We start from the raw sequence: 17,022 nt of genomic DNA on the forward strand, positions 1-17,022 counted from the left end.
TCAGCCCGTGCTTACGCCAGCGCTTTCAAAACTGGCCATGTCGCACAGCATTGCAGCGGCGGCCTTGACCAATGGCCATGCCAGCAACGCGCCCGTCCCCTCGCCCAGCCGCATGTCCAGATCCAGCAGCGGATCGGCACCCAGCCAGTCCAGTGCGGCACGATGGCCCGTTTCCTGCGATCTGTGGCAGAATACCATCGCGGGGCGAATATGGGGGGCCCGTGCAAGGGCCGCAGCGGCGGCGGCGGTGGCGATAAAGCCGTCGACCAGCACCAGCCGTCCTGTTTCGGCGGCTTCCTGCATTGCGCCTGCCATCATGGCAATTTCAAACCCGCCATACTCCGCCAGAATGGTGTCTGGCGTCATGGTATCGGCACAGCGTGCGGCCGCGCGCTGCAAGACGTCGAGTTTATGGGCAAGGGCCGTATCATCAACCCCGGTCCCGCGGCCAACCAGCAGGGGTAAATCCAGTCCCGACAGCTTGTGCAGGACCATGCTGGCAGTTGCCGTATTGCCAATGCCCATTTCCCCGAACGCCAATGCATCAGCGCTGCTGGTGCGCGCGATCTCGGCGCCATGTGCCAGCGCCTGCGCCAGTTGGTCAGGCGTCATGGCAGGGCCGGTCAGAAAACTGGCGCTGCCCGCAGCAATGCGGCGCGAGATCAGTTTCGGGTGGGCGATTGCGGTGCCCGCAACGCCCGCATCCACCACCTGCACAGGAATGTTCAGGGTTGCTGCAAACACATTCGCGGCTGCCCCGCCTGCCAGAAAGTTCAGCATCATTTGCGCGGTGACTTCTTGCGGATAGGCGGACACACCTTCACGCGCGATGCCATGATCGGCTGCAAATATCGTCAAAACGCAGCTTTCGATGCGCGGCGTCAGGCTGTTGCGAAAGGCGGCGATCTGTGCGGCAAGTGTCTCAATGCGCCCCAGCGCCCCGACCGGCTTGGTTTTGGTGTCAATCGCGCGCTGGATTTCAGCAGGGCTAAGGCGGGGTGTCTGGTCGGTCATGGGCGTCCTGATGAAAAAAGGTGTTCTGCCGCCATTATCAAGATAACGGGCCAGCGCAGGAATGCGGTGCAGATTGACCGTAATGTCCCGATTGGCCTGATGCAATCTGAAAGGGGCATTTTATCCGGATCGTCGCTGTGCGGCCATGCCGTCCCGCGAAGGGCCGGATCGTCGGAACTCAGGTTGCCGTTTCTGTTTCACTAGGCGCATGTTGCAAAAGCTGTGCATTCACCGTCGATGTGAAATCACCAAGGGAAAACGGTTTCGCCAGAAACGCGGAATTCCCGATTCTGGCCTGCGCGGCAGACCTGCTATCCTCGGCGTAGCCGGACATGAAAACGACGGGTGTATCGGGGTATTGATCCCTGATCTTGTTGATCCATCCCGGCCCGTCAATGCCGGGCATTATGACATCGGTGACAAACAGATCCGGACGAATGCTGGTGTCGGCCAGAATGTTCAGCGCGGCCTCGCCGGACTCCGCTTCCAGAACGCGGTGACCTTGCAACTGCAAGGCCCGCGCAGCGAAGGACCGGACAGGTGCCTCATCCTCGACCAGCAGCACAAGGCTGCGGGGGCGCATGGACAGTGCGGGCGTTGCGGCTTTGGACGAACGGGGTTTCTGTGACGGTGCGCTGGCCGCTTGTGATTTGAAATACAAACTAACCGTTGTTCCGGTCCCTTCTTCGCTGTCGATAAAGATGAAACCGCCCATCTGTTTGACCAGCCCGTAAACAGTGGAAAGGCCCAGTCCTGTCCCCTCGCCCTGCCGTTTGGTGGTGAAGAAGGGTTCGAATAATTTGGACAGGTTGGCCTTGGGAATACCCTGCCCCTTGTCGCGCACTTCTATGACGGCATAGTCGCCGGGGGGCAGGGTGACCTGTTCGCGCGTCAGGCCCTGCGGCAGTTTGTGGATTGCGGTTTCAATCACGACTTCGCCGCCCAGTGGCATGGCATCGCGCGCGTTGACCACCAGATTGACAAGAATCTGTTCAAACTGGCGCCTGTCCGACCGGATGTTGATGACCTGATCGGCAAAGCGCAGGGACAGCGTGATCTTGGCCCCGACCAGCCGGTTCAGCAGGTGGACCAGTTCCGCAAGTGCGCCTTGCAGGTCCAGTGTTTCAAACTGAAGTGTCTGCTTGCGCGAGAATGCCAGAAGCTGGCGCACAAGTGCAGCGGCGCGGTTGCTGTTTTGCTGGATTTGCATCAGGTCGGGATAGTCGACATCACTGCTGTCATGGCGCATCAGGATCAGTTCGCAATGTCCTGAAATGGCCGTCAGCAGGTTATTGAAATCATGCGCGACCCCGCCAGCAAGCTGCCCGATGGCCTGCATCTTCTGGCTTTGGGTGAATTTCGCTTCCAGTGACTTCAGCTCTGTCGCGTCGTTCATCACTGCCAGTGTGTATCCTTCGGGGCCGGTTGTCAGCGCCCGCAGGGACACCTGAATATATGTTTCTTCGCCATGGCGGACCAGTCGCATGACTTCGGTGCTGCGTTTCAAGCGACCCGAGCGGACATCCTCCATCCATTCGTGAATGGGCCTGCCCAACCCTTCCAGACGGTCGCTGAACAGCGCGTCGTCATGTTTGTTCAGGTGCAAAAGGCGCCGCGCTTCGCGGTTGGCGAAGGCAATGCGTCCGTCCGGTGCGATATGGGTAATGGCAACAGGCAGCAGGTTCAGGGCGGCGTCACCGTCGTCAGGTGTCGGGCGGTCAAGATCGGCAGGCAGGAACAGAACCCCCCTTGAGTCGGTGCCTTGCGGCAGCGTCAAGGCAAGGCGCGTCTGGGATGTCTGCGTCAGCCTGACCTGCGTGATCTGTCCCGGTTCCGGACAGTCAGGGCCAAGAATGTCCTGCAAATGCGCAGGCGCGGTCTCAAAATGCGTTGCAAGCAAGGGCGAGATGTACTGAACCCGCCCCGACAGGTCGCACAGCACCCATTCAAGCGGCAGGTCCGGACTGTCCGGCGCTGACGGATTGGCCGGAATACGCCACAGATAATCGCCGCCTTTGGTCAAGACGATCTCGACGCGGCAGGCATTCGCGCCGATTTGCAGGGTTCGGATTGCATTGCCCTGCGCGCTGGCCTGTTCATGGGTCTGCGCGATAACATTCAGCGGGCTTGCGCAGTAATCGTCCAGCAAGGTTCTGATATCGGGCACGGCCCCAAAGGTTGCGACAGCGGCACGGTTTTGCCACAGCAGGGCCTGATCGCGGCCAGACACCAGCAGACAGGGTGTTTCGGAATTATCCAGAAGGGTTCTTATGGCCTTGTGTTCGTTGCGGTGAAGCGCGTTCAGGACCAGAAGGCCCGCAAACAGCAGCGCCGCCGCCATCAACAGTGAAACCCCCAATGCCAGACCCAGCATCGAGACCGAGGGCACAGCGATCAACCACCACGCGCCAATACAGGCCGCAAAACCGGCCAAAGCAAGCATGAGTAGACTGCGCGGGTGAAGGTCGACAAGGAATTGCATGACTATCTGACGAATAGGTGGCCCTGCCGATGGCATGACCGGAAACGGAACGCTGAAAATGAACTTACAAAAAATGCAGTAAAAATACGGTTAACAGCGCCTTGCTGTCATGCACAACCGATGGTTGCTGTGCGCGGTCTGAATTCAGCCTTTGTGTTGCAACACGGCCAGAAAAAAACCGTCGCCCCCATCCAGCGGGGTAAAGCGCTGTTCTATGCTTTGGCGAAACTGCGGTGCACCTTGCAGAAAGCTGGCGATCTGGCCGGCATTTTCAGCATCAAGCAGGGAGCAGGTTATGTAGCAAAGAACTCCGCCGGGCCTGACATGGTGCTGCGCCTTGTGCAGAATTTCGGACTGAAGTTGCATAACGGCATTCAGGCCCGCGCGGTCCAGGGTCCATTTTGCGGCTGGCGCGCGCCGCCAACTGCCCGAGCCTGAACACGGCACATCAGTAAGCACCATATCGAACAGCCCGACCGGTGCGTGTGTGACGGCGATATTGACACCGGCGCGCAATGCCCGTTCGGGAATATCCTTCATGCGGGCGGGGTTTGCATCATGCGCGGTGACCTGAGCACCCAATGCCGCAAGTGCCAGTGACTTGCCGCCACCGCCCGCACAGTAATCCAGCACACCAGCGCCTTTTGTGACAGGCAGGGCCTGTATCACAGCCTGCGACGCGGCATCCTGTAATTCAACCAAGCCCCCGATAAAGCTGGAGGATTGCCGCAGTTTGCGGGCGTTTTCCATGACTTCCAGCGCAGTATCGGCCAAGGAGTGGGGGCGGGTTGCGATGGCGTCCTGCGCAAGCTGGCGTGCGGCCTCGGCGCGGGTGGTTTTGGCCAGATTCGCGCGCAGAAATACAGGCGCGCGGTGTTGCAGGGATTGCATGACAGCGCTGAAATCAGCGCCAAGGCTGTCGCGCAGATCAGCCGCCAGCCAGTCCGGGCAATCCAGCGCTGCCAGCTCGGACATGGGCGTTTCGGGGGGCTGCATCTCGGCGGGGTCAAGGGCTGCGGGCGCGTAGCCCTGACCGGAGAAAAGCTGTTCTGGTGCGATGCCTTGTGCACGCAGCAACCCCAGTGCAAGCCCGCGTCCGGTTTCTGCCCCGCCCAGATGTGCAAAAGACCGCTTGCACCGCAGGCAGTCAAAGACATGGTCGCGAATGGCCGCGCGGTCTTTTGATCCGGCGAAGCGGCTGGCGCGTGCCCAGCCTGTCAGGGCCTGTTCGGCGGGGGTGCCGGCCAGAATCCGGTCAAGAATCTCGATTGTGGCTTGCAGGCGTGCGGCAGGTGTCATCTGGTTCCCCGAAACTGGCAATGGGTGCAGCCATAGCAAGCCGCAGGCCACTTGACCAGAACGGCCAGCCCCATGCGCCCCACCCGCCCGCCCTGTCGGCCCCTGACCTGTGTCAGGGGCCTTGCGCATGGGGCTGGCCATTCTGGTCGGGCGCAGTGGGGTTATCGCGGGTCTGGCGGGATGGAATATGTCAGCGATGCCCGCGCGACAGGGTCGTCCAGACCTTCGGAAAACAGCAGGCAATCCCCCACAGCCAGAATGCGCCCCAGCTTCAGTATTCTGGCCTGACAGATCAGGTCCACACCCGCCGCCGGTTTGCGCATGAAATCGATGGAGCAATTCGTCGTCACGCTAAGGGCCTTCGGGCCGATCATGGACAGAATCGCCAGATAGACCGACACATCGGCCAGCGCGAACATGGCCGGTCCCGACACTGTGCCGCCGGGCCGCAAATGGCGTTCGTCATGCAACAGGCGGACTGTCACAGCGCGCGGTTCGACATCATCGATGGCAAACATATCCGCCACTTGCTGAAACTCGGATTTCAGGAATTCGGTCAGTGTCTCGCGATTCATTTCCATGCCAGTCCCCGTTGTGATTGACTTTCGCTTATTATCCTGCGCCGCTATAGTCTGCGCAGCAGCGGGGGAATGACAAGATGAGCGATGCAATTGTGCACTGTGACGTAGCGGCAGGAATCGCGCGGGTCACGCTGAATTCGCCGTCCAACCTGAATGCATTGTCTGATGCGATGATCGCCGCGCTGTCTGCGCAGTTTTCAACGCTGGCACAGCAAGATGACGTCAAGGTCATTGTCCTGCGCGGTGCGGGCAAGGCGTTTTGTGCGGGGCATGACCTGAAGGAAATGCAGGCCGGTCGCGCGAGCGATGACAAGGGGGCGGCGTATTTCGCCGACCTGTTTGCACGCTGCGCGGCATTAATGCAGATGATTCCCGCATTGCCGCAACCGGTGATTGCCGAAGTGCATGGCATAGCGACCGCCGCAGGCTGCCAGCTGGTTGCCAGTTGTGACATGGCCGTAGCGGCCGAAGGCACAAGGTTCGGGGTGAACGGGGTGAATATCGGGCTGTTCTGTTCCACGCCCATGGTTGCCCTAACCCGCAACATTCCACGCAAACAGGCATTCGAAATGCTGACCACCGGTCAGTTTATTGACGCGGCGCGTGCCGCAGAGCTGGGACTGGTGAACCGTGTTGTTGCCGCCGATCAACTGGAAACCCAGACGATGGCGCTGGTACAGACAGTTGCCGGTAAACTGGGCAGCGCTGTCAAAATCGGCAAGCAGGCGTTTTACGCGCAGGCCGAGATGGGCGTTGCTGACGCTTATGCGTATACTGCCGATGTGATGGTCGAAAACATGCTGTGGCGCGATACCGAGGAAGGGATTTCCGCCTTTCTGGACAAGCGCAAACCCGATTGGGCGCAATAGACCAGTGCGTCAGGGGCCGCCCGATTGCAGCGGGCCGCCCCTAAGCCATATCAGTTCACGATCGCAGCTTCGGTTGCGTTGCGAATGTCATCTTCGCTGACACCATCGGCGCATTCGACGATTTTCAGCCCACCGTCGACCACATCCAGAACACCCAGATTGGTGATGATGCGCTTGACAACGCCTTGGGCGGTCAGCGGCAGGGTGCAGGCTTTCAGAAGTTTAGACTCGCCCGCCTTGTTGGTGTGGTCCATGACCACCACAATGCGTTCCACACCGGCGACCAGATCCATTGCGCCGCCCATGCCCTTGACCAGTTTGCCCGGAATCATCCAGTTTGCGATATCGCCGTTCTCGGCCACTTCCATTGCGCCAAGGATTGCCATGTTGATCTTGCCGCCGCGGATCATGGCAAAGGATTCGGCACTGTCGAAATAGGCGGTATGCGGCAGGGCCGTCACGGTCTGTTTGCCTGCGTTGATCAGGTCTGCATCGACGTCATCTTCGGTCGGGAAAGGGCCGATGCCCAGCATTCCGTTTTCCGATTGCAGGGTGACGGTCACGCCTTCGGGGATGTAGTTGGCCACCAGTGTCGGAATACCGATACCAAGGTTCACATACATCCCGTCCTGAAGTTCCTGCGCCGCGCGTGCGGCCATTTGATTGCGGTCCCAAGCCATGTGTCGTTCCCCCTTAAGCCGCGCGCGTCGTGCGCTGTTCGATGCGTTTTTCGTGCTGTCCCTGAATCAGGCGGTTCACATAGATGCCGGGCAGATGCACATGATCCGGGTCAAGGGTGCCGGGTTCCACGATTTCCTCAACCTCCAGCACGCAAACCTTGCCGCATTTGGCGGCGGGCGGGTTGAAGTTGCGCGCGGTCTTGCGGAAAATCGCGTTTCCGGTGGTGTCGGCCTTCCATGCCTTGACGATGGACAGGTCCGCCATGATCCCGCGTTCCAGAATGAAGGTCTCGCCGCCGAATTCCTTGTGTTCCTTGCCTTCCGCAATCTGGGTGCCAACGCCGGTGCGGGTATAGAAGCCCGGAATACCTGCGCCACCTGCGCGCATGCGTTCGGCCAGCGTGCCCTGCGGGTTGAATTCCAGTTCCAGCTCGCCCGACAGATACTGGCGCATGAATTCCGCATTCTCGCCAACATAGGACGACATCATTTTCTTGACCTGACGGGTTTTCAACAGCACGCCAAGGCCGAAATCATCCACGCCCGCGTTGTTGGATGCGATGGTCAGATCCTTCGTGCCTGCGTCCCGAATTGCATCAATCAGCAGTTCGGGAATTCCGCAAAGGCCAAAGCCGCCTGCGGCAATAGTCATCCCGTCAAATAGAAGCCCGTCAAGGGCCTCGGTGGCAGTGCCGTAGACTTTCTTCATTGCTTCATTCCCTCCATTCGTGATCTGGCCAATCTGATGGCGCGGCCTTGGCGTGAAGTCAACACTTGCACAGGGTGCGCGCGTGTCAGCTGTCGGCAGGTTTCTTCTTCGGGCTGGCCTTCTTGGCGGCTGGCTTCTTGGCCGCCGGTTTTTTTGCCGCCGGTTTTTTAGCGGTTGCTTTTTTCGCTGCCGGTTTCTTGGCTTTGGGTTTGGTCGCGGCCTTCGCGTTGACCAGTTCCACCGCTTGTTCCAGCGTTATGGTGTCCGGTTCCATGTCCTTGGGCAGCGTCGCGTTGACCTTCTCCCATTTGACATAGGGGCCATAGCGCCCTTTCATCACGGCCAGTTCCCCGCCATCGGGGTGCGCGCCCAGTGTTTTCAAGGGCTCGGCTGCGGTCCGTCCGCGCGTTTGTTTTGCGGCCAGCACCTCGACCGCGCGGTTCATGCCAATGGTGAACACTTCTTCAACATCGGGCAGGTTGGCATATTTCTTGCCGTGTTTCACAAACGGGCCATAGCGCCCGATGCCCGCCTCGATCAACTCGCCATCCTCGGGGTGGGGGCCGACAGGGCGCGGCAGGGCCAGCAGCATAAGCGCGCGTTCCAGATCGATACTGTCAATCTCCCAGCCTTTGGGCAGCGACGCGCGGGGCGGTTTCGGGATGTCCGTTGTCGCCTCTCCGCGCTGCACATAGGGGCCAAAACGCCCTGTCCGCAGCGAAATCGGATCGCCCGCATCATGGCCCAGCAGTTTGCCATCGCCAGAAAGTTCGGCATTGCCCGCGCCCTCGCCGGCAAGTGGGCGGGTGTAGCGGCATTCGGGGTAGTTGTTGCACCCGATAAAGGCCCCGCCAGAACGCGCGGTTTTCAGGTTCAGCCGCCCCGCACCACATTTCGGGCAGGACCGCGGGTCTGTCCCGTCTTCGCGCGGGGGGTACAGATGTGGCGCCAGCACATCGTCAATTTTTTCAAGCACTTCGGTGATGCGCAATTCCGATGTTTCGGCAATAGCGGCAGAAAAATCGCGCCAGAAGCGTTCCAGCACTTCCTTGTAGTCGCGTTCACCGGCGGACACATCGTCAAGCTGTTCTTCCAGCGCGGCAGTGAAATCATATTCCAGATAGCGGCTGAAATAATTGACAAGGAAGATGGTGACCAAACGCCCCTTGTCCTGCGCGATCAGGCGGTTCTTGTCCTTGATGACATAGCCGCGATCCTGGATCGTGGTGACGATGCTGGCATAGGTGGACGGGCGGCCAATGCCCAGTTCTTCCATGCGCTTGACCAGTGTGGCTTCGGTATAGCGGGGCGGGGGTTGGGTGAAATGCTGCTCTGGCGTGACGGAACGCTTGTCCAGTGCGTCCCCTTGGGCCATTTGCGGCAGGCGCTTGTCGTCATCATCGACAACATCATCGCGCCCTTCCTCATAGACCTTCAAAAACCCGTCAAACAGCACGACCTGACCCGTGGCCCGCAGGCCCACCTGCCCGTCGCGGCTGCCAATTTCAACTGTGGTGCGTTCCAGACGCGCGGCTTCCATCTGGCAGGCAATGGTCCGTTTCCAGATCAGGTCATACAGCTTGCGCTGGTCGCTGTCGGTGATCTTCAGGCGGTCGGGGCTGGTGGCCATCTCCGTGGGGCGGATACATTCATGCGCTTCCTGCGCGTTCTTGGCCTTGTTTTTATACATGCGCGGTGATTTGGGCACATAATCCGCGCCATAGCGGTCCTTGATGACATCGCGTGTGGCCATCACGGCCTCGGGCGCCATGTCAATGCCATCTGTCCGCATATAGGTGATGTAGCCCGCTTCATACAGGCGCTGGGCCGTGGACATGCAATGCTTGGCCCCCATGCCGAATTTGCGGCTGGCTTCTTGTTGCAAGGTCGATGTCATGAAGGGGGCAGACGGGTTGCGGCTGCCGGGTTTTGCCTCGACCGAGGTGACTGTCAGGTCGCGGGACTGGACGGCCTGCACCGCAAGTTCCGCCGCTTCTGACGTCGCCAGATCGAACTTGTCCAGTTTCTTGCCCGCGAAACTGACAAGTTTGGCCGCAAATTCCACCCCGCGCGGCGTCGTCAGGCCGGCGGTCACACTCCAGTATTCCTGTGCGCGAAAGGCCTCGATCTCCATCTCGCGCTCGACAATCAGGCGCAGGCAGACCGATTGCACGCGCCCTGCGGATTTTGCGCCCGGCAGTTTGCGCCACAGCACAGGCGACAGGTTGAACCCCACCAGATAATCCAGCGCCCGCCGCGCCAGATAGGCGCGCACCAGTGGCATGTCCACTTCGCGCGGGTTTTTCATGGCTTCGGTTACGGCGGCTTTCGTGATCGCGTTGAACACGACGCGCTTGACGGGGGTGGTTTTCTTGATGGCGCGCGATTTTTCCAGCGCTTCGGTCAGGTGCCAGCTGATCGCCTCGCCCTCGCGGTCGGGGTCGGTCGCAAGGATCAGTTCGTTGTCGTCCTTCAGGGCATCGGCAATGGCCTTGACGTGCTTGCGGGAATCGCTGGCGACTTCCCATTTCATCTCGAAATCATGTTCCGGATCGACAGATCCATCTTTCGGCGGCAGGTCGCGAACATGGCCAAAAGACGCAAGAACCGTATAGCCCGGCCCCAGATATTTGTTGATTGTCTTGGCCTTGGCGGGCGATTCGACGACGACGACTGCCATAAAATTCCTCAGGTTATTCTTGTCCGAACGGGGTTGCGCGGGCTGGCCTTAATGTGAGGGCGGGGCAGGGAATGTCAATGCAGCGTGCAAATGGGGCGCAAGTTTGCGCTAAACTGCGGCTGGTTCAGCGCGCAATAAATTCCGTCTGCGCAGGCGATCTATCAATGCCGCGCATCCGGTCTGCTGACCAATCCACCCGGGTGGCGTTGAACCTGACCTTGCAGTTCCAGCGTCACCAGTACTGGCGAGATCTGCGCTGCGGACATCTGCAAATCGCGGATAAGCTGGTCTTCTGCGGTCGGGGACGGGCCAAGCAGCGCAAGGATGCGGGTGTCCAGCGGGGCGGTATTGTCGGGTTCGACCGCATGTGTCCGGGATGTGCGTGGCGCGTTGTTGCCGGTTGCTGTTGTGTCGGGTTTGCCCCTGTCCGCGGCTTTTGGCGGACAGTCTTGCAGGCGGCGCAAGACGTCCAGAATGTCATCAACATGGCGCACAAGTGTCGCCCCGTCGCGGATAAGCCCGTTGCACCCGCCTGCGCGACCGTCGACAGGGTGGCCGGGCACGGCCATGATTTCACGCCCCTGATCCAGCGCATCGCGGGCGGTAATCAATGTGCCGGATTTTTCCGCCGCTTCGACAACCACCACAGCCAGCGCCAGACCGGAAATAATGCGGTTTCGTGGCGGAAAATGGCGCGCTTGTGGATAGAGGCCCATGGGCGCTTCGGACAGGCGCAACCCCTGATCGGCGATCGCGGCGGCAAGCACCGTGTTTTCCGTGGGATAGACAACATCGACCCCGCCGCCCATGACGGCAATCGTGCCGGTTTTCAGGCTGGCATGATGTGCTGCTGCATCTACCCCGCGTGCAAGGCCGGAGACGATTGTATATCCTTCATGCCCCAGCCCGTCAGCCAATGTGCGCGCCATGCGCGTCCCAAGGCTGGAGGCGTTGCGCGCCCCCACAAGGGCAACCATGGGCCGCAAAATGGGGGCGCGCTGGCCCATGCACCACAGCACGGGGGGCGGGGCGTTTATGCTGGCCAGTGTCGCCGGATAGGCATCGGTGCCGAAGCACAGCATCCTTGCCCCCTTGGCGCGGGCAAGGTCGATTTCGGCGCGCGCCTTGTCGGCGGGAAACGGAACATAAGCGTCCACCCCTGCGGCCTGCGCAATCTTTGGCAGGGCATCCAGCGCCGCTTCTGCGGACCCATATTCCGACATAAGCCGAAAGAACGTGGATGGCCCGACGCGGGCAGATCGAATGAGGCGAAGCCAGGACAGCCTGTCTTCTTCCTTCGTGGGTGGGGTGAAGGGTGGGTGAGAAGAAAACAAATCTTTCGCCATCCGATCAACCTCGCCTCATTCTTGCCTTAATCTGCACCGAGTTAGTTAAAACATTGTAAAGATTCGCACCCGCTTTGATGTTTCTTGAAAATTAATCTTCTTTTCCTGCGTCAGGTGGCGCTTCCGCCGACTGTCAGACCGCCAATCATCAATGTTGGCTGACCCACGCCCACTGGCACCCATTGGCCTGCCTTCCCGCAGGTGCCCATGCCCGGATCAAGCGCCATGTCATTTCCGATGGCGCGTATTTTGGTCAGTGCGGTGGCACCGTCGCCGATAAGCGTGGCCCCTTTGACGGGGGCGCCGACCTTGCCATCCTTCACGCGATAGGCTTCGGTGCAGGAAAACACGAATTTTCCGTTGGTAATATCAACCTGCCCGCCGCCGAACCCCACCGCATAGATCCCGTCCTTCAGGTCGGCCAGAATTTCGGCGGGCGTTGCATTGCCGCCTTGCATATAGGTGTTGGTCATGCGCGGCATGGGCGCATGCGCATAGGATTCGCGCCGCCCGTTTCCGGTGGCGGGCACGCCCATCAGGCGCGCATTCTGTCGGTCTTGCATGTAGCCTACCAGCACGCCGTCCTCTATAAGGACATTGCGCGCGCCCGGTGTCCCTTCGTCATCGATGGTGATGGACCCGCGCCGGTCGGGCAGGGTGCCGTCATCCAGCACCGTGACACCCTTGGCCGCGATCTGCTGGCCCATCAGGCCCGCGAAGGCCGAACTGCCCTTGCGGTTAAAATCCCCTTCCAGCCCGTGGCCGATGGCTTCGTGCAGCAAAATACCCGGCCAGCCGGGGCCAAGCACCACATCCATGACGCCCGCCGGTGCAGGTTCCGCGCGCAGATTGACGACAGCGATGCGCAGCGCCTCCCGGGCCATGGATTGCCAGACATCGCGCTCCATGACGCCGTCCAGCCCCGCGCGCCCGCCACCGCCCGCACTGCCGGATTCGCGCCGCCCGTCCTGTTCGACAATGACGGATATGTTCAGTCTGCTCATGGGGCGGGTGTCGCGCAGGCGCAGTCCTTCGGGGCGCAGGATTTCCACCTGTTGCAACGATGCAGCCATCGACACGGACACCTGAACAACGCGCGCGTCCAATGCCCGCAGAAAATCGTCAATTTCACGCAGCAGGTCCAGCTTGACCGAAAATGCCGCGCCCGAAATGGGGTCCGCGTCCGTATACAGGCGCTGGTTGGTGGGGCTGGGCGCGTCGGCCAGGGTTCCGCCACCATGTCCGATGGCCAGTCGCGCGGTCTGTGCGGCGCGGCGCAGCGCGTCCATAGTCATATGTGTGGAATGCGCATAGCCCGTCACCTCGCCCTGCACCGCGCGCAGGCCAAACCCTTCGGCAGCGTTATAGCTGGCCGATTTCACACGCTGGTCATCAAGCAACAGCGATTCCGACACGCGGCGCTCCAGAAACAGCTCGCCATCATCGGCACCGGCTGTGGCATCTTGTAGCACCTTCAAGGCAAGGGTTTCATCCAGCATGGTGTCGAAGGGGCGAAAATCTGTATCACTCATGTATATTTAACCTTCTGTGTCAGAGGGATGCCGCGCTGCGCTACAGCTTGACATGCTGTCCTTGATCTGGATCAAAAACGACATTCTGTCGCATCGTTTTGCTTGTTCTATGTTCAGGAATATGATTTTACAAAGACAAACCTCAACGGGATTCCATGGCATGCCGGAAATGTGCGCGTGCCAAGGCAAGCGGCAGAATCGCCGCGTAGAAGAACGGGAAAAGAAATATGCGCCTTTTCAAAGCTATAACGCCATTGATCGCCGCGTTTGTGTCGGTTGTTGCCGCGACAAAAGCTGCTGCTGACGACTTGTTGCCGCAGTTGCCGGTTCTGGGCGCACCCGTGCCGGACGGCACATCGCTGCAGACGCCCTTCACCGCGCTGGCGCGCGAGGTGCGGTTTCTGGACGATCTGCTGTTGTGGATCATTGTGCCGATTACAATCTTTGTTACGGGTCTGCTGATCTGGGTGATTGTGTTTCACAACCGTCGCGCAAACCCCGAACCCGCGCGTTTCACACACAATACCCCCCTTGAGATTGCATGGACTGTCGTGCCTGCGCTGATCTTGCTGTTTATCGCGCTGTTCACCTTCCCGGCGTTGCGTCACCAGCAGATCATGCCGGAAGCTGATGTGACCATCAAGGTGACAGGATTCCAGTGGTATTGGGGCTATGAATATGTCGATCACGGCGTTGAATTCTCTCAGTTCATGCTGGAGCGGGACGAACTGGAAGACTACGGCTATACCGATGATCTGTATCTGTTGGCGACCGACACGGCCATGGTTGTGCCTGTGAACCAGAATATCGTGTTGCAGGTTACTGCCGCAGACGTGATCCATTCCTGGACCATTCCCGCCTTCGGCGTGAAACAGGACGGGGTTCCGGGCCGTCTGGCAGAATTGTGGTTCAATGCCGAAGAAGAAGGCATTTACTTCGGGCAGTGTTCGGAACTGTGCGGCATCGCGCATGCCTACATGCCCATCACCGTGAAAGTGGTTAGCGAAGAAGAATACCTTGCATGGCTGGAACGTCAGGGCGCGCAATTCGCGGACGCCCCGCGCGCATCGCAGTCCGTGCAGGTCGCATCTTCGGACTAATCCCAGATTGTCCGGCAGTCCTGCCGGACAGCCACACCCGATCAGGTGAAGCAAATGACCGATATCCGTGCCGATATCAGCTATAGTGACAACAAAGAGGCTGGCTTCAGCGATTACATCGCGTTGCTGAAGCCGCGTGTGATGTCGCTTGTCGTGTTCACGGCGCTTGTCGGGCTGATTGTCGCGCCGGGCGCACTGCACCCGATCGAGGCGCTTGCCGCGATCATCTTCATCGCGCTGGGCGGCGGGGCATCGGGCGCATTGAACATGTGGTGGGATGCCGACATCGACAGCGTGATGAAGCGCACGGCGAAACGCCCCGTTCCGGCTGGCAAGATCGACGCGCGAGAGGCAATGTCGCTTGGCTTCGCATTGTCGGGTATTTCGGTGATCATGTTGTGGCTGGCGACCAATGCGCTGGCTGGCGCGTTGCTGGCCTTCACGATTTTCTTCTATGCCGTGATATATACGATGTGGCTGAAACGCGCGACACCGCAGAACATTGTCATTGGCGGTGCAGCGGGCGCGTTCCCCCCGATGATTGGCTGGGTCGCGGTGACTGGTAGCATCAGCCTGGAAGCCTGCCTGATGTTCATGCTGATCTTCATGTGGACACCGCCGCATTTCTGGGCCTTGGCGCTGTTCATGAAAAGTGACTATCACAAGGCCAATGTGCCCATGCTGACAGTCACGCACGGGCGCAAGGCCACGCGCACCCATATTCTGGTCTATACTGTCGCGCTGGTTCCGTTCGCGCTGGCGGCAGGGTTCACGTCGATTGGCGGGCCGGTCTATCTGGCGCTTGCGCTGGTGCTGAATGCAATGTTCCTGCAAGGCGCATGGGCCATCTGGCGGCGCAGCGAATCACAGGCAGACGCTGACGGCTATGCTGTTGAGAAGCGCGTTTTCCGGTTTTCGCTGGCCTATCTGTTTCTACATTTTGGCGCATTCCTTGCCGAGGCTGCCCTGTCGCGGGTAACTGTCTATGCAGATTTCGCCGCGATGTTCAAAATACTGGAATTGTTCTGATGGCCATCACCCGCGAACACGAATTGCACAAACGCCGGTCCGGACGCAATGTCGGACTGGCCGTTGTGCTGGTGGCGTTTATCGCGCTGGTATTTGGTCTGACGATCGCCAAGGTCCAAAGCGGGGCAAGCCTGCAAGCCTATGACCACAGCTATCGCCCGGCCCTTGACCCTGATAACGTGAGGTTCCCGCAAAGATGATTGCATTCTGGCAACGATTGACTGGCATTCAGAAAACCACTGTTCAGACCGTAGGCGTGGTGCTGTTCATGGGCGCTATGGGCTGGGCTGCTGTGCCGCTGTATGATCTGTTTTGCCGTGTCACCGGCTATGGCGGCACCACAAACACGGCGGCTGCGTCCTCGGGGGTTGTGCTGGACCAGACAATGCGCATTCGGTTCGATGCGTCAGTGGCGCGCGATTTTCCCTGGAGCTTCAAGCCGGTGGATCGCGTTTCGGAAATCAGGATCGGCGAAGTCGGCCTTGCTTTCTATGAAGCGCATAATCCGACCGACCAGCCTATTGCGGGCACTGCCAGCTACAATGTCAGCCCCTATGAAGCCGGTCGTTTCTTCACCAAGATTGATTGTTTCTGCTTCGAGTTGCAGGTCTTGCAGCCGGGCGAATCCGTGCTGATGCCCGTGACCTATTTCGTGGATCCGGATATTCTGGACGACCGCGATGCCCGCGGCACACATACAATCACGCTGTCTTATACTTTCCACGCTACGGATATTCCGGCGGATTACGTCGCCCCGGAACCCGCAATGACAAACTGAACTCGCGCATAAAACCGAGCAATACGAGGGAACTTTCACAATGGCGCATGAGAAAAACCACGACTATCACGTTCTGCCGCCGTCGATCTGGCCATTTGCGGGGGCTGTCGCGGGCTTCGTGATGCTATATGGTGCTGTCTTGTGGATGCATGACAGCGGCCCATGGATGTTCCTGATGGGACTTGTGGGCGTTCTGTATGTCATGTTCGAGTGGTGGAAAAGCGTTGTCATCGAAAGCCATTCGGGCGACCATACGCCGGTTGTCGTTCTGGGCCTGCGCTACGGGTTCATTCTGTTCATCATTTCGGAAGTGATGTTCTTCGCGGCTTGGTTCTGGTCTTTCTTCAAACATGCGCTCTATCCCATGCACCCCGAGGGGCTTAGCCCCGCGATTGATGGCGCGTGGCCACCCGCCGGGATCGAGACATTCGACCCTTGGCACCTGCCGCTGATCAACACGTTGATTCTGCTGATTTCGGGCTGTGCGGCAACATGGGCGCACCACGCGCTGGTGCATGGCGACAAGCGCGAAGACGTGAAATTGGGCCTGTGGATTGCAGTTTGCCTTGGGGTGATCTTCACCTTCCTGCAAGCCTATGAATATACCCATGCGGGCTTCGGGTTTGCGGGTAATATTTACGGCGCGAACTTCTTCATGGCGACCGGCTTTCACGGGTTCCACGTTATCGTTGGCACCATCTTTCTGGCGATTTGCCTGATGCGCGTATATGCGGGTCATTTCACCGCAGAACGGCATGTGGGCTTTGAAGCGGCGGCGTGGTACTGGCACTTTGTTGATGTGGTGTGGCTGTTCCTGTTCGCTTCGATCTATGTTTGGGGTGCATAGGCGCGGTACATCTGCGCGCATATGACCGAAACCAGAAAGCGCGGGCCGAGAGGCGCGCGCTTTTCACTATCAGACT

Annotated in this window: 15 protein-coding genes; 6 read left to right on the forward strand and 9 right to left on the reverse strand. The window is 59.6% G+C overall.

What is annotated here, in order from left to right; all coding sequences use genetic code 11:
- The 4 genes from cobT to ACTIE1_RS08375 form a co-directional block, all read right to left on the reverse strand.
- Positions 1-1,014 carry a nicotinate-nucleotide--dimethylbenzimidazole phosphoribosyltransferase gene (gene cobT, locus ACTIE1_RS08360; protein WP_439562058.1) on the reverse strand — a complete coding sequence of 338 codons (1,014 nt, stop codon included), beginning with the start codon at positions 1,012-1,014 and terminating at the stop codon, positions 1-3.
- A gap of 178 nt (positions 1,015-1,192) precedes the next feature.
- Positions 1,193-3,457, reverse strand: coding sequence for an ATP-binding protein (locus ACTIE1_RS08365; protein ID WP_439562059.1), 2,265 nt, complete (start codon positions 3,455-3,457; stop codon positions 1,193-1,195).
- A 183-nt stretch (positions 3,458-3,640) separates the two neighbouring features.
- On the reverse strand, positions 3,641-4,795 hold the full coding sequence (locus tag ACTIE1_RS08370) for an RsmB/NOP family class I SAM-dependent RNA methyltransferase (RefSeq protein ID WP_439562060.1): 1,155 nt from the start codon (positions 4,793-4,795) through the stop codon (positions 3,641-3,643).
- 161 nt (positions 4,796-4,956) lie between these two features.
- The gene (locus ACTIE1_RS08375) at positions 4,957-5,376 is read right to left on the reverse strand and encodes a PaaI family thioesterase (protein ID WP_439562061.1); all 420 of its coding nucleotides are present in this window, start codon (positions 5,374-5,376) and stop codon (positions 4,957-4,959) included.
- Positions 5,377-5,453: 77 nt separating this feature from the next.
- Between ACTIE1_RS08375 and ACTIE1_RS08380 the strand changes: the two genes are divergently transcribed.
- Positions 5,454-6,245 carry an enoyl-CoA hydratase gene (locus ACTIE1_RS08380; RefSeq protein ID WP_439562062.1) on the forward strand — a complete coding sequence of 264 codons (792 nt, stop codon included), beginning with the start codon at positions 5,454-5,456 and terminating at the stop codon, positions 6,243-6,245.
- A 50-nt stretch (positions 6,246-6,295) separates the two neighbouring features.
- Here ACTIE1_RS08380 and ACTIE1_RS08385 read toward each other — a convergent pair whose 3' ends face one another.
- The 5 genes from ACTIE1_RS08385 to tldD form a co-directional block, all read right to left on the reverse strand.
- Complete coding sequence (locus ACTIE1_RS08385) at positions 6,296-6,925, reverse strand: CoA transferase subunit B (protein WP_439562063.1); 630 nt, start codon at positions 6,923-6,925, stop codon at positions 6,296-6,298.
- 13 nt (positions 6,926-6,938) lie between these two features.
- On the reverse strand, positions 6,939-7,634 hold the full coding sequence (locus tag ACTIE1_RS08390) for a CoA transferase subunit A (protein ID WP_439562064.1): 696 nt from the start codon (positions 7,632-7,634) through the stop codon (positions 6,939-6,941).
- Positions 7,635-7,719: 85 nt separating this feature from the next.
- Entirely contained in the window at positions 7,720-10,314 is a 2,595-nt protein-coding gene (gene topA, locus ACTIE1_RS08395) for a type I DNA topoisomerase (protein ID WP_439562065.1), read from the reverse strand.
- 161 nt (positions 10,315-10,475) lie between these two features.
- Positions 10,476-11,660 (reverse strand): DNA-processing protein DprA, encoded by a 1,185-nt coding sequence (gene dprA / locus ACTIE1_RS08400; protein WP_439562066.1) that lies wholly within the window; start codon positions 11,658-11,660, stop codon positions 10,476-10,478.
- Positions 11,661-11,770: 110 nt separating this feature from the next.
- Complete coding sequence (gene tldD, locus ACTIE1_RS08405; RefSeq protein ID WP_439562067.1) at positions 11,771-13,192, reverse strand: metalloprotease TldD; 1,422 nt, start codon at positions 13,190-13,192, stop codon at positions 11,771-11,773.
- 227 nt (positions 13,193-13,419) lie between these two features.
- Here tldD and coxB point away from each other — a divergent pair, with 227 nt between their 5' ends.
- Genes coxB through ACTIE1_RS08430 form a run of 5 tightly spaced genes read left to right on the forward strand, consistent with a single transcriptional unit; the run spans position 13,420 to position 16,946 of the window.
- Complete coding sequence (gene coxB, locus ACTIE1_RS08410; RefSeq protein WP_439562068.1) at positions 13,420-14,292, forward strand: cytochrome c oxidase subunit II; 873 nt, start codon at positions 13,420-13,422, stop codon at positions 14,290-14,292.
- A 54-nt stretch (positions 14,293-14,346) separates the two neighbouring features.
- Positions 14,347-15,321, forward strand: coding sequence for a heme o synthase (gene cyoE / locus ACTIE1_RS08415; RefSeq protein WP_439562069.1), 975 nt, complete (start codon positions 14,347-14,349; stop codon positions 15,319-15,321).
- Positions 15,321-15,521 (forward strand): hypothetical protein, encoded by a 201-nt coding sequence (locus tag ACTIE1_RS08420; RefSeq protein WP_439562070.1) that lies wholly within the window; start codon positions 15,321-15,323, stop codon positions 15,519-15,521. Before cyoE ends, ACTIE1_RS08420 begins: the two co-directional genes overlap by 1 nt.
- Positions 15,518-16,099: a cytochrome c oxidase assembly protein gene (locus ACTIE1_RS08425; protein WP_439562071.1), complete on the forward strand. Its 582-nt coding sequence runs from the start codon at positions 15,518-15,520 to the stop codon at positions 16,097-16,099. Before ACTIE1_RS08420 ends, ACTIE1_RS08425 begins: the two co-directional genes overlap by 4 nt.
- Positions 16,100-16,139: 40 nt before the next feature.
- Positions 16,140-16,946, forward strand: a complete 807-nt coding sequence (locus ACTIE1_RS08430) for a cytochrome c oxidase subunit 3 (protein ID WP_439562072.1) — start codon at positions 16,140-16,142, stop codon at positions 16,944-16,946.
- Positions 16,947-17,022 lie beyond the last annotated feature (76 nt).

Source organism: Roseinatronobacter sp. (assembly GCF_051859525.1).
Taxonomy (GTDB): Bacteria; Pseudomonadota; Alphaproteobacteria; order Rhodobacterales; family Rhodobacteraceae; genus Roseinatronobacter.

Excerpts from the sequence above, each read along its gene's own strand:
- topA (WP_439562065.1), bottom strand. The coding sequence starts at position 10,314 with ATGGCAGTCGTCGTCGTCGAATCGCCCGCCAAGGCCAAGACAATCAAC.
- tldD (WP_439562067.1), bottom strand. The coding sequence starts at position 13,192 with ATGAGTGATACAGATTTTCGCCCCTTCGACACCATGCTGGATGAAACC.
- ACTIE1_RS08420 (WP_439562070.1), top strand. The coding sequence starts at position 15,321 with ATGGCCATCACCCGCGAACACGAATTGCACAAACGCCGGTCCGGACGC.
- ACTIE1_RS08425 (WP_439562071.1), top strand. The coding sequence starts at position 15,518 with ATGATTGCATTCTGGCAACGATTGACTGGCATTCAGAAAACCACTGTT.
- ACTIE1_RS08385 (WP_439562063.1), bottom strand. The coding sequence starts at position 6,925 with ATGGCTTGGGACCGCAATCAAATGGCCGCACGCGCGGCGCAGGAACTT.
- ACTIE1_RS08380 (WP_439562062.1), top strand. The coding sequence starts at position 5,454 with ATGAGCGATGCAATTGTGCACTGTGACGTAGCGGCAGGAATCGCGCGG.
- dprA (WP_439562066.1), bottom strand. The coding sequence starts at position 11,660 with ATGGCGAAAGATTTGTTTTCTTCTCACCCACCCTTCACCCCACCCACG.
- ACTIE1_RS08430 (WP_439562072.1), top strand. The coding sequence starts at position 16,140 with ATGGCGCATGAGAAAAACCACGACTATCACGTTCTGCCGCCGTCGATC.
- ACTIE1_RS08390 (WP_439562064.1), bottom strand. The coding sequence starts at position 7,634 with ATGAAGAAAGTCTACGGCACTGCCACCGAGGCCCTTGACGGGCTTCTA.
- ACTIE1_RS08370 (WP_439562060.1), bottom strand. The coding sequence starts at position 4,795 with ATGACACCTGCCGCACGCCTGCAAGCCACAATCGAGATTCTTGACCGG.
- cobT (WP_439562058.1), bottom strand. The coding sequence starts at position 1,014 with ATGACCGACCAGACACCCCGCCTTAGCCCTGCTGAAATCCAGCGCGCG.
- coxB (WP_439562068.1), top strand. The coding sequence starts at position 13,420 with ATGCGCCTTTTCAAAGCTATAACGCCATTGATCGCCGCGTTTGTGTCG.
- cyoE (WP_439562069.1), top strand. The coding sequence starts at position 14,347 with ATGACCGATATCCGTGCCGATATCAGCTATAGTGACAACAAAGAGGCT.
- ACTIE1_RS08365 (WP_439562059.1), bottom strand. The coding sequence starts at position 3,457 with ATGCTTGCTTTGGCCGGTTTTGCGGCCTGTATTGGCGCGTGGTGGTTG.
- ACTIE1_RS08375 (WP_439562061.1), bottom strand. The coding sequence starts at position 5,376 with ATGGAAATGAATCGCGAGACACTGACCGAATTCCTGAAATCCGAGTTT.